Origin of the sequence: Cellulomonas sp. Y8, from assembly GCF_008033115.1 — a bacterium.
In the GTDB taxonomy this organism is placed as follows: domain Bacteria; phylum Actinomycetota; class Actinomycetes; order Actinomycetales; family Cellulomonadaceae; genus Cellulomonas.
This window is the reverse complement of record NZ_CP041203.1, coordinates 4,286,223-4,304,887: the sequence shown is the minus strand read 5'-3', so window position 1 is coordinate 4,304,887 and position 18,665 is coordinate 4,286,223. Positions and strand designations below refer to the sequence as shown.

Here is an 18,665-nt window from a genome sequence, read left to right as displayed (position 1 = left end):
GTCATCCTGCCATCCCCTGGGGTGCGCCGACGTCGCCGAGGTAGCCCTCGACCACGTCGCTGATCGCCGCGGCCAGCCGCAGCGCGTCGTGCCGGGGCGTGCCGTCCCCGCGCCTCACCTGGCGCAGCAGCAGCCGGCCGCCCTGCGCGCGCGTGCGCTCCTCGAGCTCGTCGACGTCCTCCACGGCGCCGGGGTCGGCGATGACCGCGTCCAGCCGGAGGTCCGGGGCGTGCTGGCGCAGCGCGTCCAGGTGCTCGCACGGGCCCATGCCGGCGGTCTCGGCGTCGGGGCTGAGGTTGAGCAGCACGATCTTGCGCGCGGGCGTCCGGTGCAGCGCCTCGGCGAGCTCCGGCACGAGCAGGTGCGGGATCACGGACGTGTACCAGGAGCCGGGTCCCAGGACGACCCAGTCCGCCTCCTCCACCGCGGCGACCGCCTCGGGCAGCGCCGGCGGGCGGTCGGGCACGAGCCGGACGCCCTCGATGGGGTCGCGCGCGACGGCGACGTGGCTCTGCCCGCGCACCACCTCGACGCGTCCGTCGGACCGCCGGACGTCGGCCTCGATCGCCAGCGGCACCGCCGCCATGGGGAGCACGCGGCCGCGGGCGCCGAGCAGCCGGCCCACCCAGTCGAGGCCGTCGACCGTGTCGCCCAGCAGCTCCCACAGCGCCACGATCAGCAGGTTGCCGACCGCGTGCTTGTCCAGGTCACCCGCCGAGGTGAACCGGTGCTGCAGCACGTCGCGCCACGTGCGGCCCCAGTCGGAGTCGTCGCACAGCGCGGACAGCGCCATGCGCAGGTCCCCGGGCGGCAGCACGTCGAGCTCGTCGCGCAGCCGGCCGGAGGACCCGCCGTCGTCCGCGACCGTCACGACCGCCGTCAGCCGGTCCGTCACGCGGCGCAGCGCCGACAGGGACGCGGACAGCCCGTGCCCGCCGCCCAGGGCGACGAACGCGGGGTGCCCGTCGCGGGACGGGTTCATTCCTTGCCGAGGTCGCGCGCCGCCACGGTGACGCGCTGCCCCCGGGACCGCAGCCGCTCGGCGATGGCCTCGCTGATCGCGACCGACCGGTGCTTGCCGCCGGTGCAGCCGACCGCGATCGTCACGTAGCGCTTCTCCTCCGCCAGGTACCCGGCGAGGACGGGCTCGAGCGCGTCGACGTACCGGTCCACGAAGTCGACGGCGCCGGGCAGACCGAGGACGTAGTCGCGCACGGGCGCGTCCCGGCCCGACATGTGCCGGAGCTCGGTGATCCAGTACGGGTTGGCCAGGAACCGGACGTCGACCACGTGGTCCGCGTCGAGCGGGATGCCGTACTTGAAGCCGAACGAGAGCACGTTGACCCGCAGCGCGTCCTCCTCCTGCTCCGAGGACACCGCCGCGCGCACGATCCGGCCGAGCTCGTGCACGTTCGTCTCCGAGGAGTCGATCAGCACGTCCGCGCGCTCCCGGATGTCCGAGAGCAGGCTGCGCTCCGTCGTGATGCCGTCGAGGATCCGGCCCTCGCCCTGCAGCGGGTGCGGGCGACGCACCTGCTCGTACCGGCGCACCAGCACCTCGTCCGAGGCGTCGAGGAACAGGATCCGGTAGTCGATGCCCGACTCGCGGAGCTGCGCGAGCACCGCGAGGAGGTCGGCGAAGAACTCGCGCCCGCGGACGTCGACGACCGCCGCGATCCGCAGGTCCGCGCTCGGCGGCCCGCCGTGGGTCAGCATGCCGACGAGGTGCGTGAGCATCTGCGCGGGCAGGTTGTCGACGACGTACCAGCCCATGTCCTCGAGCACCGCGCCGGCGCGGGTGCGGCCCGCGCCGGACATGCCGGTGATGATCAGGACGTGGGGCTGCCGGACCCGGGGCGCCGCGGTGGCGGCCTCGATCGCGGGGATGCCGTGGGGGACCGTGATCGGCGAGGTCTCGTCGCTCATGACCCCAGCATGCCAGGCGCGTCGGCGGTCGGCGCCGCCGGGTCGGCGGCCCGGGCCGGCACGTCCGTGGCCGGGGCGGCCGGGTCGGCGTCCCGGGCCCGCGCGCCGGTGGCCGGCGCCGGGACGCCGGTGGGCTCGGTGCCCCCGGCCAGCGCCGCCACCACCGCCGCCGCCGTCCGCGCGCCCATGCCGGGCACCGTCGCGATCTCCTCCGCCGAGGCGGCCTTCAGCCGCTTGAGCGAGCCGAAGTGCTTGAGCAGCGCGGCCGACCGCGCGGGGCCGAGCCCCGGGACGGTGTCGAGCGCCGAGACCGTCATCCCCTTGCTGCGCTTCTTGCGGTGGGCGGTGATCGCGAACCGGTGCGCCTCGTCGCGGACGCGCTGCAGCAGGTACAGGCCCTCCGAGGAGCGCTGCAGGATCACCGGGTAGTCCTCCCCCGGCAGCCACACCTCCTCGAGCCGCTTCGCCAGGCCGCACAGCGCGACGTCGTCGATCCCGAGCTCCGCCAGCGCCGCCGCCGCGGCCGCGACCTGCGGCGGGCCGCCGTCGACCACGACCAGGTTGGGCGGGTAGGCGAACCGCTGCGGGCGCCCGGTGGACTCGTCGATCGGGCCGGACCGCACCGGCCCGGCGTCGGCGTCCGCCAGCGCCTCGGCCAGCTGGTCCTCCCCCAGGCCGAGCTCCAGGTCGCCCGCCTGCTCGCGCTCGGCGAGGTACCGGCGGAACCGGCGGGTGATGACCTCGTGCATGGCCGCGGTGTCGTCGCGCGCGCCCGTGCCCTCCGGGCCGCGGATGCCGAACGTCCGGTACTCGCTCTTGCGGGCCAGGCCGTCCTCGAACACCACCATCGACGCCACCTGGTACGTCCCCTGGTTGTGCGAGACGTCGTAGCACTCGATGCGCAGCGGCGCGGAGTCGAGCCCCAGCGCCTCCTGGATCTCCTGCAGCGCCTGGCTGCGGGTCGTCAGGTCGCCGGCCCGGCGGGTGCGGTGCAGCGCGAGCGCGTGCTCGGCGTTCTTCCGGACCGTCTCGGCCAGCTCGTGCTTGTCGCCCCGCTGCGGAACCCGCACCTGCACCCGGCTGCCGCGCAGGCCGGACAGCCAGGCCTGCACCTGGTCGAGGTCGTCCGGCAGCACCGGGACCAGCACCTCGCGCGGCACCGAGCCCGCGACCGCGCCCTGCGCCGCCGCGCCGTCGTCGCCGGCGGGCGTGTCGCCGTACACCTGCTGGAGCAGGTGCTCGACGAGCTGCGCGTCCGTCACGTCCTCGACCTTCTCGACGACCCAGCCGCGCTGGCCGCGGATCCGGCCGTCGCGCACGTGGAACACCTGGACGGCGGCCTCGAGCTCGTCGCCGGCGAGGGCGAAGATGTCCGCGTCCGTGCCGTCCTGCAGCACCACGGCGTTCTTCTCGGTGGCGCGCTTGAGGGCGCCGATGTCGTCGCGGAGCCGCGCCGCGCGCTCGAAGTCGAGCTCCGCCGACGCCTCCTGCATGCGCTGGGTCAGCCGCCTGGTGAACCGGGCCGTGTCCCCCGCCATGAAGTCGGCGAACTCCTCGGCCAGGACGTGGTGGTCCTCCTGCGAGATCTTCCCGACGCACGGCGCCGAGCACTTGTCGATGTACCCGAGCAGGCAGGGCCGGCCCTGCTGCTTGGCGCGCTTGAACACCCCCGCCGAGCAGGTGCGCACCGGGAACACCCGGAGCAGCAGGTCCACGGTCTCCCGGATCGCCCACGCGTGCGCGTACGGGCCGAAGTACCGGGTGCCGGGCCGCTTCGCGCCGCGCATGACCTGCACGCGCGGGAACTGGTCGGCCAGCGTCACGGCCAGGTACGGGTACGACTTGTCGTCGCGGTACTTCACGTTGAACCGCGGGTCGAACTCCTTGATCCAGGAGTACTCCAGCGCCAGGGCCTCGACCTCGGTCCCGACGACCGTCCACTGCACCGAAGCCGCCGTCGTGACCATCTGCTGCGTGCGCGGGTGCAGGCCGGCGACGTCCTGGAAGTACGAGTTCAGCCGGGACCGCAGGCTCTTCGCCTTCCCGACGTAGACGACCCGGCCGTCCTTGTCGCGGAACCGGTAGACGCCGGGCTGGTCGGGGATCTCCCCCGGGGCGGGGCGGTAGGTGGCGGGGTCAGCCATGCGTGCCACCGTAGTTCGCCGGACCGACAGCCGCGCCGACGGCCCGGCGCGCCGGTACCGTCGCCCGCATGGGACTGCTGCACGAGTACGCCGCCGACGTCGTCTGGACGGGCGCGGGCGCCACGGGCACCACCGGGTACGCGGCGTACAGCCGCGACCACGAGGTGCGGGTCGCGGGGAAGCCGACCGTGCTCGCGTCGGCCGACCCGGCGTTCCGGGGCGACCCGGCGCGGCACAACCCCGAGGAGCTGCTCGTCGCCGCGCTGGCCGAGTGCCACATGCTCTGGTTCCTCCACTTCGCCGCCACGTCGGGCGTGGCGGTCGTCGGCTACACGGACCGGGCCGGCGGGACCATGCGGGTCGAGGCGGCCGGCCACGGCCAGTTCACCCAGGTCGTGCTGCGGCCGCAGGTGACCGTCCGGCCGGGCGGGTCCGCCGCGACCGACGGCGCCGCGCTCGACGCGCAGCTGGCCGACCTGCACCGGCGTGCGCACGAGCACTGCTTCATCGCCCGGTCGGTGACGTTCCCGGTGCTGACCGAGCCGGCGCCGGCGGTCCTGGAGACCGCGGGCGCCGGCTCGGCGGGCTGACGCCCGGGCGGCTCAGGCGCTCGCGCGCTCCGCCGCCGGCTCGTCCAGCACCTCCGCCAGGAACGTCCCGGTGTGGCTGGCCGCGACCCGCGCGACCTGCTCCGGCGTGCCCTGCGCGACGACCGTGCCGCCGCCCGAGCCGCCCTCGGGACCCATGTCGATGATCCAGTCGGCGTTCTTGATCACGTCGAGGTTGTGCTCGATGACGATCACGCTGTTGCCCTTGTCGACCAGGCCCTGCAGCACGCCGAGGAGCTTGCGGATGTCCTCGAAGTGCAGGCCGGTGGTCGGCTCGTCGAGCACGTAGACCGTGCGGCCGGTGGACCGGCGCTGCAGCTCGGTCGCGAGCTTGACGCGCTGCGCCTCGCCGCCGGACAGCGTCGGGGCGGGCTGGCCGAGCCGGACGTAGCCGAGGCCGACGTCGACGAGCGTGGTGAGGTGCCGGGCGATCGCGGGCACCGCGGCGAAGAACTCCGCGGCCTCCTCGATCGGCATGTCCAGCACGTCCGCGACCGTCTTGCCCTTGAAGTGCACCTCGAGCGTCTCGCGGTTGTACCGCGCGCCGTGGCAGACCTCGCAGGGCACGTACACGTCGGGCAGGAAGTTCATCTCGATCTTCAGCGTGCCGTCGCCGGAGCAGGCCTCGCAGCGGCCGCCCTTGACGTTGAACGAGAACCGCCCGGCGGTGTAGCCGCGGACCTTCGCCTCGGTCGTCTCGGCGAACAGCTTGCGGATCCGGTCCCAGACGCCGGTGTAGGTGGCCGGGTTCGACCGCGGGGTGCGGCCGATCGGGCCCTGGTCGACGTGCACGACCTTGTCGAGCTGGTCCAGTCCGCTGACCCGCTTGTGCCGACCGGCCACCCGGCGGGCGCCGTTCAGCTCGTTCGCCATGACCGTGTAGAGGATCGAGTTCACCAGCGTCGACTTGCCGGAGCCGGACACGCCGGTCACGGCCGTGAACGTCCCGAGCGGGAACGACACGTCGACGTTCTTGAGGTTGTGCTCGCGCGCGCCGTGCACCGTGACCTGGCGCTTCTTGTCAACCTTGCGCCGCTGCGCGGGCATGGGGATCGAGCGGCGGCCGGACAGGTACGCGCCGGTCATCGACTCGCGCGACGCCAGCAGGCCCGCGAGGTCGCCGGAGTGCACCACGTTGCCGCCGTGCTCGCCCGCTCCGGGGCCCACGTCGACGATCCAGTCCGCGGTGCGGATGGTGTCCTCGTCGTGCTCGACCACGATCAGCGTGTTGCCGAGGTCGCGCAGCCGGGTCAGCGTGTCGATGAGGCGGCGGTTGTCCCGCTGGTGCAGGCCGATCGACGGCTCGTCCAGCACGTACAGCACACCCACCAGGCCGGACCCGATCTGGGTCGCGAGCCGGATGCGCTGGGCCTCGCCGCCGGAGAGCGTCGCCGCGGCGCGCATGAGCGACAGGTAGTCGAGGCCGACGTCGAGCAGGAAGCCGAGCCGGGCCTGGATCTCCTTGAGCACCTGCTCGGCGATCTGCCGCTCGCGCACGCCGAGCTCGAGGCCGTCGAGGAACTCCTTGGCCTCGCGGATGGGCAGCGCGCACACCGCGGCGATGGACTTGCCGCCGACCCGCACGGCCAGCACCTCGGGCTTGAGCCGCGTCCCCTCGCACACGGGGCACGGCACCTCCCGCATGTAGGCCTCGTACTTCTCCTTGCTCCACTCGGACTCGGTCTCGCCGTGGCGGCGCTCCAGGAACGTCACCACGCCCTCGAAGCCCGTGGAGTACTGGCGCTCACGGCCCCAGCGGTTCTTGTACTTGACGTGCACCTTGTGGTTCTCGCCGAACAGCACGGCCTTCTTGGCGCGCTCCGGCAGCGCCCGCCACGGCTGGTCCATCGAGAACCCGAGGTCGTCGGCCAGCGCGGTCAGCACCCGCTCGAAGTACTCCGACGAGATCTGCGCCCACGGGGCCACCGCGCCGTCGCGCAGCGACAGGTCGTCGTCCGGGACGACCAGCTCGGGGTCGACCTCGAGGCGCGAGCCGATGCCGGTGCACTCCGGGCACGCGCCGTACGGCGCGTTGAACGAGAACGTCCGGGGCTCGATCTCCTCCAGCGTGAGCTGGTGGTCGTTCGGGCACGCGCGGTTCTCGGAGAACCGGCGCTCCCGCTCCGGGTCGTCCGCGTCGAGGTCGACCATGTCGACGACCAGCAGGCCGCCGGCGAGGCCGAGCGCGGTCTCCACCGAGTCGGTCAGGCGGCGCTGGACGCCCTCGCGCGACACGAGGCGGTCGACGACGACCTCGATGTCGTGCTTGAGCTTCTTCTCCAGCGTCGGCGGCTCGGCGAGCTGCACGACCTCGCCGTCCACGCGGGCGCGGGCGAAGCCCTTGGCCTGCAGCTCCTTGAACAGATCGGCGTACTCGCCCTTGCGGCCGCGCACCACCGGCGCGAGCACCTGGTAGCGGGTGCCCTCGGGCAGCTCCAGCAGCCGGTCGACGATCTGCTGCGGCGTCTGCGCGGTCACGCGCTCCCCGCACACCGGGCAGTGCTGCGTGCCGGCGCGGGCGAACAGGAGGCGCAGGTAGTCGTAGACCTCGGTGATCGTGCCGACGGTCGACCGCGGGTTGCGGTTGGTCGACTTCTGGTCGATCGACACCGCGGGCGACAGCCCCTCGATGAAGTCGACGTCGGGCTTGTCCATCTGGCCGAGGAACTGGCGCGCGTACGCGGACAGCGACTCGACGTAGCGGCGCTGCCCCTCGGCGAAGATGGTGTCGAAGGCCAGCGACGACTTCCCGGACCCGGACAGGCCCGTGAACACGATGAGCCTGTCGCGCGGGAGGTCCAGGTCGACGTTGCGCAGGTTGTGCTCGCGGGCCCCCTGGACCACCAGACGATCATTCACGCGCAGCATGCTACGGCGGACCACCGACATGCGCACATGTGTTCGAACCGTAAAGGCTGCCCGACCTGCGCCGTCGCCCCTGGTCGGCGCATGATGAGGACCGTGACCGACCGCGCCGTCGTGACGGACCCCACCCCCGGGACGGGCCCCGCGCCCACGACCCCGACGCCCATCGGCGAGTACGCCGTGCTCGGCGACGGCCGGACCGCCGCCCTCGTGTCGCGCACCGGCTCGGTCGACTGGCTGTGCCCGCCACGCTTCGACTCCCCCGCGTGCTTCGCCGCGCTCCTCGGCGGCCCGGAGCACGGCCGCTGGCTGCTGACCGCGCCCGACGCCACCCGCGTCACGCGCCGGTACCTCGACGACTCGTTCGTGCTCGAGACGACGTTCGAGACGCCCACCGGGACGGCCGTGCTGCTCGACGCCATGCCGCTCGGCGACGGCCGGTGCGACCTCGTCCGGCGGGTCACGGTCACCCGCGGGTCCGTGCGGCTGCGGCACGAGTGGGTCGTGCGGTTCGGCTACGGCGCCGTGGTGCCCTGGGTGCACCGCGTGACCGACCCCGACGGCGCCGAGGTCATCCGCGCCGTCGCCGGTCCGGACAGCCTCGTGCTGCGCGGCGACCGGCTCCCCCGCCCCGGCGGTGGTCCCCACCGCGGGCACGCCGACGAGTTCACGCTCGCGGAGGGCGGGAGCGTCGGCCTCTCCCTCACCTGGGTGCCGTCCTGGAAGCCCGTGCCCCGCGCGCCCCGGCTCGCGCACCGCGTCGAGGCGACCGAGCACCAGTGGGCGCACTGGGCCCGGTCGGCCCGGTACCGCGGCACCTACCGGGACGCCGTCGTCCGGTCCCTGCTCGTGCTCCGGCTGCTCACCGACTCCGAGACCGGGGGCATCGTCGCGGCAGCGACAACCTCGCTCCCCGAGGACCCGGGCGGCGAGCGGAACTGGGACTACCGGTACTGCTGGCTCCGGGACGCCGCCATGACCCTCGAGGCCCTGCTGGAGCACGGCTACCGGCACGAGGCCCAGGCCTGGCGCCAGTGGCTGCTCCGCGCCGTCGCCGGCGACCCCGCGCAGGTGCAGATCATGTACGGCGTCGACGGCTCGCGGGAGCTCACCGAGCGCACCCTCGACCACCTGCCCGGCTACGCCGGCTCGCGGCCCGTCCGCGTGGGCAACGCCGCCGTCGGGCAGGTGCAGAACGACGTCCTCGGGGAGGTCATGGCGGCGCTCCACCTCGCCCGGACCTCGGGCGTGACCGAGGGCGACGACTCCTGGTCGCTGCAGTCCCACCTGGTCGAGCACCTCTGCCGGACGTGGCGCCGTCCCGACAGCGGGATCTGGGAAGTGCGCGGCGACCCCCGGCACTTCACGCACTCCAAGGTGATGGCCTGGGTCGCGCTCGACCGGGCGGTCCGCGCCGTCGAGGAGCAGGGCCTGCCCGGCCCCGTCGAGCGGTGGCGCCGGGAGCGGGACGCCGTGCACGCCGACGTCCTCGCGCACGCCTGGGACGCGGAGCGGAACACCTTCGTGCAGCACTACGGCGCCACCCACACCGACGCGGCCCTGCTCCAGCTCGTCCTCGTGGGCTTCCTGCCTGCCGACGACCCTCGGCTCGTCGGCACCGTGGCCGCTGTGCGGGCCGAGCTCGAGGTCGCACCCGGCCTGCTGCTGCGGTACCGCACCGACCGCACCGACGACGGGCTGCGCGGCTCCGAGCACCCGTTCCTCGCGTGCTCGGGCTGGCTCGCCGACGCGCTCGCCCGGCAGGGCGACGTCGACGGGGCCACCGCCGTCCTCGACGTCCTCGACGGCCTGCGCACCGACGTCGGGCTGCTCGCCGAGGAGTACGACCCCGCGACCGGGCGGATGATCGGCAACGTGCCGCAGGCGCTGTCGCACCTGGCCCTCGTGCGGGCGGTGCACAGCCACGACGAGGCGCTCGGCCGCGGCGGGGCGCCGGAGCCGCGGGGCGAGGCGGTGGGGCGGCCGTGAGCGGGGGCGCGGCCGTCGGGGACGTCGCGGGAGCCGGGTACACCGGGGACGTCGTGCCGGGAGGGCCGGCGGCCGTCCGGGTGCTCGACGAGGTCGTGCTGCGCAAGCTGTCCGTCGGGCCGATGGACAACGAGGCGTACGTGCTCGCCTGCCGGCGCACCGGAGCGCGGCTGCTCGTCGACGCGGCCGCGGAGCCGGACCGGCTGCTCGACCTGGCCCGCGCCGGGGTGCCGGGCGAGGCGCCCGCCGGGCCCCTCGTGCTCGTCGTCACGACCCACCGGCACCGGGACCACCTCGGCGCCCTCGCCGGGGTCCTCGCCGCGACGGGCGCCGACCACGCCGCCGGGGCCGCCGACGCGGACGCCGTGGCCGAGGCCGCCGGCACCACCGTGCCGCGCGCGCTCGCGCACGGCGACGTCCTCGAGGTGGGCGCCCTCCGGCTCGAGGTGGTCGCGCTGCGCGGGCACTCGCCCGGCGCGATCGCGCTCGCCTACCGGGAGCCCGACGACGCCCGCGCGCCCGACGCCGTCCCGGGCCGCGTCCACCTGCTCACCGGCGACTCCCTGTTCCCCGGCGGGCCCGGCCGTACCACCGACCCGGCGGCGTTCGGCGCGCTCATGGCCGACCTCGAGGACCGGGTGTTCGGGCGGTTCCGCGACGACACCTGGGTCTACCCCGGGCACGGTCGGGACACCACGCTCGGGGCCGAGCGGCCGCACCTGGCGGAGTGGCGCGCGCGGGGCTGGTGACCCGACGTCCGGGTGATCCCGGCGTGCCCGGCCGCGCCCGCGGGTGAACAGGACATGTCGGACGTGGACGCCGCCGCCCTGGTGAGAAGGCCGTCTGCCATAGTGACGCACAGGTCCGTCACAAGGAGCGAGAGGACGTCCATGTCGAACGACGGCAGTGCCACGCCGGAACCCGGGCAGCAGCCCGAGCAGCAGCCCGGCAGCAGCGCCTGGCCCACGCCGGGCAGCGGCGCCGAGCGGCCCGCCGCCCCCGCGCCCTCGGGCTACGAGGCCACCCCGGCCTCCGGCCCCGCACCCTCCGGCTACGAGGCCGCCCCGTCGTGGCCCACCCCGCCGACGTCCGGCTCCGACGCCCCCACCGCGGCGTACCCGACCACGCCCACCGCGGCGTACCCCACGGCCTCCCCGTACGGTGCCCCGGGCCAGGACACGCCGACGGCCGCGTACCCGACGTCGGGCGCGCCCGGCTCCGACGCGCCGACCGCCGCGTACCCGGCGTCCTCGCCGTACGCCGCCCCCGGTGCAGGGCAGGGCTCCACCCCGCAGGAGGGCGGCTACCCGACGCCCGGCTACCCCGGGCAGGGCGGCGCGTCCGCGCAGCCGGGCGGCGACCAGGCGCAGCAGCCGGGCGCCGGGTACCCGGCCCCGGGTGCGGGCTACCCCGGCACGGGCGGCGGCTACCCGGCACCCGGTGGCGGCTACCCCGCGTCAGGCGGCGGCTACCCGGCGCCGGGCGGTGGCTACCCGGGCGGCGGCTACCCCCAGGCCCCGTACTCGCCGAACCAGTACCAGCAGGCGCCGCGGACCGACGGCGTGTCCATCGCCGCCCTCGTCACCGGCATCCTCGGGACCGGCGTGGTGGCGATCGTGCTCGGCATCCTCGGCCTGCGCCGCACGAAGCGGGACGGCACGCAGGGCCGCGGCCTCGCCATCGCCGGCCTCGTCCTCGGTGGTCTGGGCGTGCTCAGCTGGGTCGTCATCGGCGTGACCGTCGGCGCCGCGATCGCCTCGCACAACAACCGCATGGCCGACCTGCGGTCCTCCTGCGCCTCCGGCGACATGGAGGCGTGCGACGACCTGTACTTCGACTCGTCGTCCGGCTCGGACGACGAGGAGTTCGGGAACACCTGCGGCGGGCGCACCGACGGCAGCACCCTGTGCACCTCCGTCGACCCGACCCGGTGGGCCTACGGCGACGACGCCGAGCTCGACGGCCTGTGGGACGGCTGCGCGTCCGGCGACCTCGCCGCGTGCGACTCCCTGTGGTCCACGGCGCCCTCCGGCTCGGAGTACGAGGAGTTCGGCCGGACCTGCGGCGGGACCACCGACGGCAGCAGCTACTGCGACTCCGGCGCGACCGACGGCACCGACGAGGGCACGGACGAGGGCACCGACCTCGGGAGCAGCACCGGCGCGCAGGCCTACGGCGACGACCCCGAGCTCGACGCCCTGTGGGACGCCTGCCAGGGCGGCAGCGGCACCGCGTGCGACGACCTGTACTGGGCGTCCGACCTCGGCACGGAGTACGAGTCGTTCGGCTCGACCTGCGGCAACCGCGTCGAGTACGCGATCAGCTGCGAGAGCGAGATCGGCGGCTGACGCCTGCCGCCTGCGCACGACGGCCCCGGGGCAGCTCGCCCCGGGGCCGTCGTGCGTCCGCGGGCCGTCGTGCGTCCCGGGGCGTGCGGCGCGTCGTCGTGCCCGCGAGCCGCGGGTGTCAGCGGTCGACCGGCCCCAGCCACGCGTTCGCGACCGTGCCGTGCGCCGACTCGTCGTCGGACGGGTGGAACAGCCCGGCGAGGACGTCCCGGTACAGCCGGCCCAGCTCGCTCCGGGAGAAGTACGACCCACCGCCCGACACCCGGATCGCCCGGTCCACGACCTCCCGGGCCGTCTCCGTGGCGCGCACCTTGAGGCCGACCACCTTCGCGAACCACAGGGCCCCGTGGTCCACCGCCTCGTCGACGTCCCGGGCCAGCGCCCACACCTGCGGCTCGATCCCGTCCTGGGCGATCGCGGCGTCCGCGACGCGCCACCGGATGTCCGGGTCCTGCGCGTAGCTCCGGCCGTCGTTCTTCATCGACGTCCGCCGGTGCGCGGCCGCCACCGCGAGCTCCAGCGCCCGCCGGCCGATGCCGGTGTACACCGCGGCCAGCAGGATCTCGAACACCTGGAACAGCGCGAGGACGTACGGGTCGGCGCTCGGGCCGGGCGGCAGCGCGCGGAACACCCGGCCCGGTGCCGCGTACGCCCCGTCGAGCACCGTCGTGCAGGACTGGGTCGCCCGCATGCCGAGCGTGTCCCAGTCGTCCTTCGTCTCGATCCCGCCGTCCGCCCGGGACACCACCCCGTGCACCAGGCGGGGGCCGTCCGGGTGGTCCTCGTCCAGGCCGAACGTCGCGAGCCGCGTCCACACCGGGGACAGCGAGGTGAAGATCTTCGTCCCGTGGAACCGGTAGCCGCCGTCCGGCTGCCGCTCCGCACGGGTGCGCGAGGCGAACATGACGAGGTCGTTCCCGGCCTCGGAGTTCCCGAACGCGAACACCTCCCCCGCCGCCGCGTCACGCAGCACGAACTCCAGAGAGTCGTCGCCGCCCGCCGCCAGCACCGCGGCCATCCCGGTCACCACCAGGTGCATGTTCACCGACAGCGCCGTCGCGGGTGCCGCGCCCGCCAGCCGGACCTGCTCCCGTGCGACCTCCTCGAGCGTCAGCCCGGCGCCGCCCAGCGCCTCCGGCACGAACGCCCGCAGATACCCGGCCTCGCGCAGGTCGTCCAGGTCCGCGTGCGGGAACGTGTTCTCCCGGTCGTGCACCGGCGCGCGCTCCGCCGCGCGGGCCAGCAGGTCGTCGGTCAGCAGGGTGCGCGGTGCCGCGGTGCGGGTCATGCCGTCCACTCTGCCACCGCCGTCCGGGCCGGGTGGCCGGGTCGGCGGGCCGCGCAGCGCCGGGGCCGCGCTCGGTGCGGCAGGATGGCGGCATGGCCACCTTCGCCGTCCGGTACACGTACGACCAGCGCGCCGACCTGCAGGACGAGGTCCGCCCCGAGCACCGCGCCTACCTGCGCGGCCTCGCCGACCGCGGCCTGCTGCGCGGGTCCGGCCCGTTCACCGACGGCGCGCCCGGGGCGCTGCTCGTCTTCGAGACCACCGACCGCGCCGCCCTCGAGGTGCTGCTCGCCGACGACCCGTTCGCGCGGGCCGGCGTCATCGCCGACGTCGAGATCCGGGCGTGGAACCTGATCCTCGGGCCCTGGGCCCCGTCCGGCGCCTGACGGCCGGGACGGTCAGGCCCGACGGTCGGCGTCCTCGGCGTCCGCCGTGCGCCCGGCGGGTGCCGCCGCGGCGGCCCGGCGCTCGTCCCGGCGCGACGCCGCGATGCTCGTCACCGCCGTCAGCCCCAGCGTCACCACGATCACCGCGAGCGACACCCAGGACGGCAGCTCCGGCGCCCAGCCGACCGGCTCGCCGCCGTTGACGAACGGCAGCGTGTTCTCGTGCAGCGCCTGGAGCACGAGCTTCACCCCGATGAACCCGAGCAGCACGCCCAGGCCGATGTTGAGGTAGCGCAGCCGGGTCAGCAGGCCGCCGAGCAGGAAGTACAGCTGCCGCAGGCCCATCAGCGCGAACACGTTGGCCATCAGCACCAGGTACGGCTCCTGGGTCAGGCCGAACACCGCGGGGATCGAGTCGAACGCGAACAGCAGGTCCGTCGCCCCGATCGCCACCAGCACGAGCAGCATCGGCGTCACGTGCCGGCGGCCGTCGACCTTCGCGGTCAGCCGGACGCCGTCGTACCCGTCGGTCGTCGGCAGGAACCTCTGGACCACGCGCACGAGCGCCGGCGCCTTGTAGTCCTCCGCCGCCTCGTCCGCGTCCTCCCCCACGCCCTCGCGGGCGACCTTCACGGCCGTCCACACCAGGAACGCGCCGAACAGGTAGAACACCCAGGAGAACGACGCGATCGCCGCCGCGCCGATCCCGATGAACACCCCGCGGAACACCAGCGCCAGGATGATGCCGATCAGCAGGGCCGTCTGCTGGTACTGCCGCGGCACGGCGAACCGGCTCATGATCAGCAGGAACACGAACAGGTTGTCGACCGACAGCGAGTACTCCGTCAGCCAGCCGGCGACGAACTCGCCCGCCGGGCCGCCGCCCCACACGAGGGCGACGACCACGGCGAACACGAGCGCCAGCCCGACGTACACCCCGAGGTACCGCAGGCACTCCGCCGTCGTCGGGATGTGCGGCCTGCGGCCCACCACCGCCACGTCCACGATGAGGACGGCGGCGGCGAGGCCGAGGGACACGACCCAGACGAGCGGGGAGACGTCCATGCGCGGGTCAGTGCTCCTTGGTGGCGGCGGGCTCCTGCTCGTCGGTCAGGGCGGGAGCGGCGTCCCGGTCGCGCCGGGTCTTGGCCAGGCTCGCGACGGTCGCGACGGTGAGCGTACCCAGGATCACGAGCAGCGACAGCCACGTGGGGATCTCGGGGGCCCACTCGATGTGCTCGCCGCCGTTGATGAACGGCAGCTCGTTCACGTGCATCGCGTGGAAGACGAGCTTCAGGCCGATGAACGCCAGGATGAACGCCAGGCCCTTGTTCAGGTACACCAGGCGCTCCAGCAGCCCGCCGATGAGGAAGTACAGCTGGCGCAGGCCGAGCAGGGCGAACGCGTTCGCCGTGAACACGATGTACGGCTCCTGCGTCAGGCCGTAGATCGCCGGGATCGAGTCCAGCGCGAACAGCACGTCGGTGGCGCCGATCGCGACCATGACGACGAGCATCGGGGTGATGAACCGCTTGCCGTCGATCTTCGTGGTCAGGCGGTCGCCGTGGTACTCGTCCACCGTCGGGAACACGCGCTTGAGCAGGCGGACCGCGACGCCGTCCTTCTCCTCGCCGGCGTGCGCCAGCTCGTCGTCGTCGTGCTTCTCCTTGGCCAGCTTCACGCCGGTGTACACGAGGAACGCGCCGAAGATGTAGAACACCCAGGACCACTGCTCGATCGCCGCGGCACCGAGCAGGATGAACACGGTGCGCAGCACCAGCGCGATCACGACGCCCACCAGCAGCACCTTCTGCTGGAACTCCCGGGGCACCGCGAACTTCGTCATGATGATGAGGAAGACGAACAGGTTGTCGACCGAGAGGCTCTTCTCGGTCACGTACCCCGCGAAGTACTCCGTCCCGTGGTCCCAGCCCCAGACGAAGCCGAGCCCCACACCGAACACGATCGCCAGGCCCACGTAGATCGCGGACCAGGTCGCGGCCTCGCGGAACGACGGCGCGTGCGGCGTGCGGACGTGCGCGAAGAAGTCGAACAGGATCATCCCGACGATCGCGACGGCGGTCGCGATCCAGACCCACAGGTCCACGGACATAGAGCATTCCTCCGGTACAGACGGCTGAAGATACGGCTGAGTACCGGAGGTCTCTCCCACCCGTAGAACGGGCCGACGCCCCGGGTCGGCGTCGTCGACGACCGTGATGACGGGGGCGTCGTGTCGGGATACTCCCCTCCACTGCGTGCGCCAGCATAGGTCATGGGTCCTACGCGCACCTCGCGGCGCCACCGGTCGGGGGCGTGACGCAGGTCACGCCTGATGAGGGCGCGCGCCTCGGACCGCCCTGCGCGCGGTCAGGTCACGCAGAACTCGTTGCCCTCCGGGTCGGCCATGACCACCCAGGCGCCCTCGCGCGGGTCGTCGACCTCGCGCAGCACGGTCGCGCCGACCTGGACGAGCGCTGCCGCGTGCTCCATCGCCGCGGCGAGCTTGGCCGCGCGGTCCTCGCGGTCGACGCCCTGGGCAGCCGAGTAGCGCACGTCCAGGTGCACCCGGTTCTTCACCGTCTTGCCCTCGGGCACCCGCTGGAAGAACACCCGGGGGCCCGCGCCGGCGGGGTCCACGACCGCGTAGGCCACGTCCCGGTCCTCCGGCGGGAAGCCCCAGGCGTCGAGGGCCGCGTCCCACGAGTCGAAGCCCGCCGGTGGCGGCTCCTCGACGTAGCCGAGCGCGAACGCCCAGAACGTGCCGAGCGCCCGGGGCGAGCGCGCGTCGATCACCACCTGCACCTCGAGCGCCATGCGTGCCTCCGATCCTCGGTGGTGCGCTCCGCCGCGCCCGGGTGGGCACGGGAGTCCTGCGCCGGAGGCCGGGTCAGGCCGTCGCGGCGTGCATCTGCCGCAGCTCCTTCTTCAGCCCGGAGATCTCGTCGCGCAGCCGCGCCGCGAGCTCGAACTGGAGCTCCCCCGCCGCGACGTGCATCTGGTCGGTGAGCTCCTGGATGAGGCCGGCGAGCTCGCCCGCCGCCGCGCCCGCGAGCTTCGTGCGCTCCGTCGGCGGCCCGGCCTTCGAGCCGAGGCCCGGGACCGGCGCCTTGCCGCGGCTGGCCTGCCGACCCGCGCCGCCCAGCAGCTCCGCCGTGTCCGCGTCCTCGCGCGCGAGGAGGTCGGTGATGTCGCCGATCTTCTTGCGGAGCGGCTGCGGGTCGATGCCGCGCTCGGTGTTGTAGGCGATCTGCTTCTCGCGGCGGCGGTCCGTCTCGTCCAGCGCGAGCTGCATCGCGGGCGTGATCTTGTCCGCGTACATGTGGACCTGGCCCGAGACGTTGCGGGCCGCGCGGCCGATCGTCTGGATCAGCGACTTGCCGGACCGGAGGAAGCCCTCCTTGTCCGCGTCGAGGATCGCGACCAGCGACACCTCGGGCAGGTCGAGTCCCTCGCGGAGCAGGTTGATGCCGACCAGCACGTCGTACTCGCCCATGCGGAGCTCGCGGAGCAGCTCCACGCGGCGGAGCGTGTCCACCTCGGAGTGCAGGTACCGGACCCGGACGCCCTTCTCCAGGAAGTAGTCCGTGAGGTCCTCGGCCATCTTCTTGGTGAGCGTCGTGACGAGCACGCGCTCGTCCTTCTCCACGCGGAGCCGGATCTCCTCCAGCAGGTCGTCGATCTGGCCCTTCGTGGGCTTCACGACCACCTGCGGGTCGACCAGGCCCGTCGGGCGGATGATCTGCTCGACCACGCCGTCGGACATCGCGAGCTCGTAGTCGCCGGGCGTGGCCGACAGGTACACCGTCTGGCCGATGCGCTCGACGAACTCCTCCCAGCGGAGCGGGCGGTTGTCCATCGCGCTGGGCAGGCGGAAGCCGAAGTCGACGAGGTTCCGCTTGCGGGACATGTCGCCCTCGAACATCGCGCCGATCTGCGGGACCGTCACGTGCGACTCGTCGATGACGAGCAGGAAGTCCTCGGGGAAGTAGTCGAGCAGCGTGTTCGGCGCCGTCCCCGGCGCGCGGCCGTCGATGTGCCGCGAGTAGTTCTCGATGCCGGAGCACGAGCCGATCTGCCGCATCATCTCGATGTCGTAGGTCGTGCGCATGCGCAGCCGCTGGGCCTCCAGGAGCTTGTTCGCGCGCTCCAGGTCCTTGAGGCGCTCCTCGAGCTCGTGCTCGATGCCGTTGATCGCGCGCTCCATGCGCTCCGGGCCGGCGACGTAGTGGGTCGCCGGGAAGACGTGCACCTGCTTCTCGTTCCGGACGACCTCGCCCGTCAGCGGGTGCAGCGTCTGGATCGCCTCGATCTCGTCGCCGAAGAACTCGATGCGGATCGCCAGCTCCTCGTACACCGGGATGATCTCCACGGTGTCGCCGCGCACCCGGAACGTGCCGCGGGTGAACGCCATGTCGTTGCGGGAGTACTGCATCGAGACGAACTGGCGCAGCAGCGCGTCGCGGTCCACCTGGTCGCCGACGTCCAGCGTCACCATGCGGTCGACGTACTCCTGCGGGGTGCCCAAGCCGTAGATGCAGGACACCGAGGCGACCACGACCACGTCGCGGCGGGTCAGCAGCGAGGACGTCGCCGAGTGCCGCAGGCGCTCCACCTCGTCGTTGATCGACGAGTCCTTCTCGATGTACGTGTCCGTCTGCGCGATGTACGCCTCGGGCTGGTAGTAGTCGTAGTACGAGACGAAGTACTCGACCGCGTTGTTGGGCAGCAGCTCGCGGAACTCGTTGGCCAGCTGGGCCGCCAGCGTCTTGTTCGGCGCCATCACCAGCGTGGGGCGCTGCAGCTTCTCGATCAGCCAGGCCGTCGTGGCCGACTTGCCGGTACCCGTGGCGCCGAGGAGCGTGACGTCCTTCTCCCCCGCCTGGATGCGCTGGGCGAGCTCCGCGATGGCCTGCGGCTGGTCACCGGAGGGCTGGTACTCGGACACCACCTCGAACGGGGCGACGGTGCGCTGCAGGTCGGTCACGGGACGCATGCGTCAACCGTACGACGCGGGTCTGACACACGCCCCGGGCAGGGGGTCGGGTTCGCCGAGGGCGTGGCCGCTTGGCGGCTCGAGGCGGCGGCTCGAGGCGGCGGTCGAGGCGGCG

The 18,665-nt window shown here is 73.7% G+C and carries 14 protein-coding genes; 5 read left to right on the top strand and 9 right to left on the bottom strand.

Translation table 11 applies throughout. From position 1 onward, the window contains the following. Position 1 precedes the first annotated feature (1 nt). From yvcK to uvrC, 3 genes are read right to left on the bottom strand one after another with little or no spacing between them, the layout of a single operon-like run. Positions 2-982: a uridine diphosphate-N-acetylglucosamine-binding protein YvcK gene (gene yvcK, locus FKM96_RS19455; RefSeq protein ID WP_147796634.1), complete on the bottom strand. Its 981-nt coding sequence runs from the start codon at positions 980-982 to the stop codon at positions 2-4. Then, positions 979-1,926, bottom strand: coding sequence for an RNase adapter RapZ (rapZ, locus tag FKM96_RS19450; RefSeq protein WP_147796633.1), 948 nt, complete (start codon positions 1,924-1,926; stop codon positions 979-981). The genes yvcK and rapZ overlap by 4 nt, the downstream gene beginning before the upstream one ends. Then, positions 1,923-4,070 carry an excinuclease ABC subunit UvrC gene (uvrC, locus tag FKM96_RS19445; RefSeq protein ID WP_147796632.1) on the bottom strand — a complete coding sequence of 716 codons (2,148 nt, stop codon included), beginning with the start codon at positions 4,068-4,070 and terminating at the stop codon, positions 1,923-1,925. Before uvrC ends, rapZ begins: the two co-directional genes overlap by 4 nt. Positions 4,071-4,138: 68 nt before the next feature. Here uvrC and FKM96_RS19440 point away from each other — a divergent pair, with 68 nt between their 5' ends. Continuing rightward, the gene (locus FKM96_RS19440) at positions 4,139-4,660 is read left to right on the top strand and encodes an OsmC family protein (protein ID WP_147796631.1); all 522 of its coding nucleotides are present in this window, start codon (positions 4,139-4,141) and stop codon (positions 4,658-4,660) included. Between the two features lie 12 nt (positions 4,661-4,672). On the opposite strand, the gene uvrA is transcribed toward FKM96_RS19440, so the two are convergent. Further along, entirely contained in the window at positions 4,673-7,546 is a 2,874-nt protein-coding gene (uvrA, locus tag FKM96_RS19435) for an excinuclease ABC subunit UvrA (RefSeq protein ID WP_246855091.1), read from the bottom strand. Positions 7,547-7,639: 93 nt separating this feature from the next. On the opposite strand from uvrA, the gene FKM96_RS19430 reads away from it, so the two are divergent. The 3 genes from FKM96_RS19430 (at position 7,640) to FKM96_RS21995 (ending at position 11,880) form a co-directional block, all read left to right on the top strand. After that, positions 7,640-9,532 carry a glycoside hydrolase family 15 protein gene (locus FKM96_RS19430; RefSeq protein ID WP_371300456.1) on the top strand — a complete coding sequence of 631 codons (1,893 nt, stop codon included), beginning with the start codon at positions 7,640-7,642 and terminating at the stop codon, positions 9,530-9,532. Further along, positions 9,529-10,281: an MBL fold metallo-hydrolase gene (locus FKM96_RS19425; protein WP_168217054.1), complete on the top strand. Its 753-nt coding sequence runs from the start codon at positions 9,529-9,531 to the stop codon at positions 10,279-10,281. Before FKM96_RS19430 ends, FKM96_RS19425 begins: the two co-directional genes overlap by 4 nt. Positions 10,282-10,422: 141 nt before the next feature. Next, positions 10,423-11,880, top strand: a complete 1,458-nt coding sequence (locus FKM96_RS21995; protein WP_147796629.1) for a DUF4190 domain-containing protein — start codon at positions 10,423-10,425, stop codon at positions 11,878-11,880. A 118-nt stretch (positions 11,881-11,998) separates the two neighbouring features. Here FKM96_RS21995 and FKM96_RS19415 read toward each other — a convergent pair whose 3' ends face one another. Then, positions 11,999-13,168: an acyl-CoA dehydrogenase family protein gene (locus FKM96_RS19415; protein WP_147796628.1), complete on the bottom strand. Its 1,170-nt coding sequence runs from the start codon at positions 13,166-13,168 to the stop codon at positions 11,999-12,001. A 92-nt stretch (positions 13,169-13,260) separates the two neighbouring features. Here FKM96_RS19415 and FKM96_RS19410 point away from each other — a divergent pair, with 92 nt between their 5' ends. Beyond that, the gene (locus FKM96_RS19410) at positions 13,261-13,554 is read left to right on the top strand and encodes a YciI family protein (RefSeq protein WP_147796627.1); all 294 of its coding nucleotides are present in this window, start codon (positions 13,261-13,263) and stop codon (positions 13,552-13,554) included. A 12-nt stretch (positions 13,555-13,566) separates the two neighbouring features. Here FKM96_RS19410 and FKM96_RS19405 read toward each other — a convergent pair whose 3' ends face one another. From FKM96_RS19405 to uvrB, 4 genes are all read right to left on the bottom strand, one after another. After that, positions 13,567-14,619, bottom strand: coding sequence for a TerC/Alx family metal homeostasis membrane protein (locus FKM96_RS19405; RefSeq protein WP_147796626.1), 1,053 nt, complete (start codon positions 14,617-14,619; stop codon positions 13,567-13,569). Positions 14,620-14,626: 7 nt separating this feature from the next. After that, complete coding sequence (locus FKM96_RS19400) at positions 14,627-15,667, bottom strand: TerC family protein (protein WP_147796625.1); 1,041 nt, start codon at positions 15,665-15,667, stop codon at positions 14,627-14,629. A 257-nt stretch (positions 15,668-15,924) separates the two neighbouring features. Continuing rightward, positions 15,925-16,371, bottom strand: coding sequence for a VOC family protein (locus FKM96_RS19395; protein WP_147796624.1), 447 nt, complete (start codon positions 16,369-16,371; stop codon positions 15,925-15,927). Positions 16,372-16,444: 73 nt separating this feature from the next. Further along, positions 16,445-18,550 carry an excinuclease ABC subunit UvrB gene (gene uvrB / locus FKM96_RS19390; RefSeq protein ID WP_147796623.1) on the bottom strand — a complete coding sequence of 702 codons (2,106 nt, stop codon included), beginning with the start codon at positions 18,548-18,550 and terminating at the stop codon, positions 16,445-16,447. Positions 18,551-18,665 lie beyond the last annotated feature (115 nt).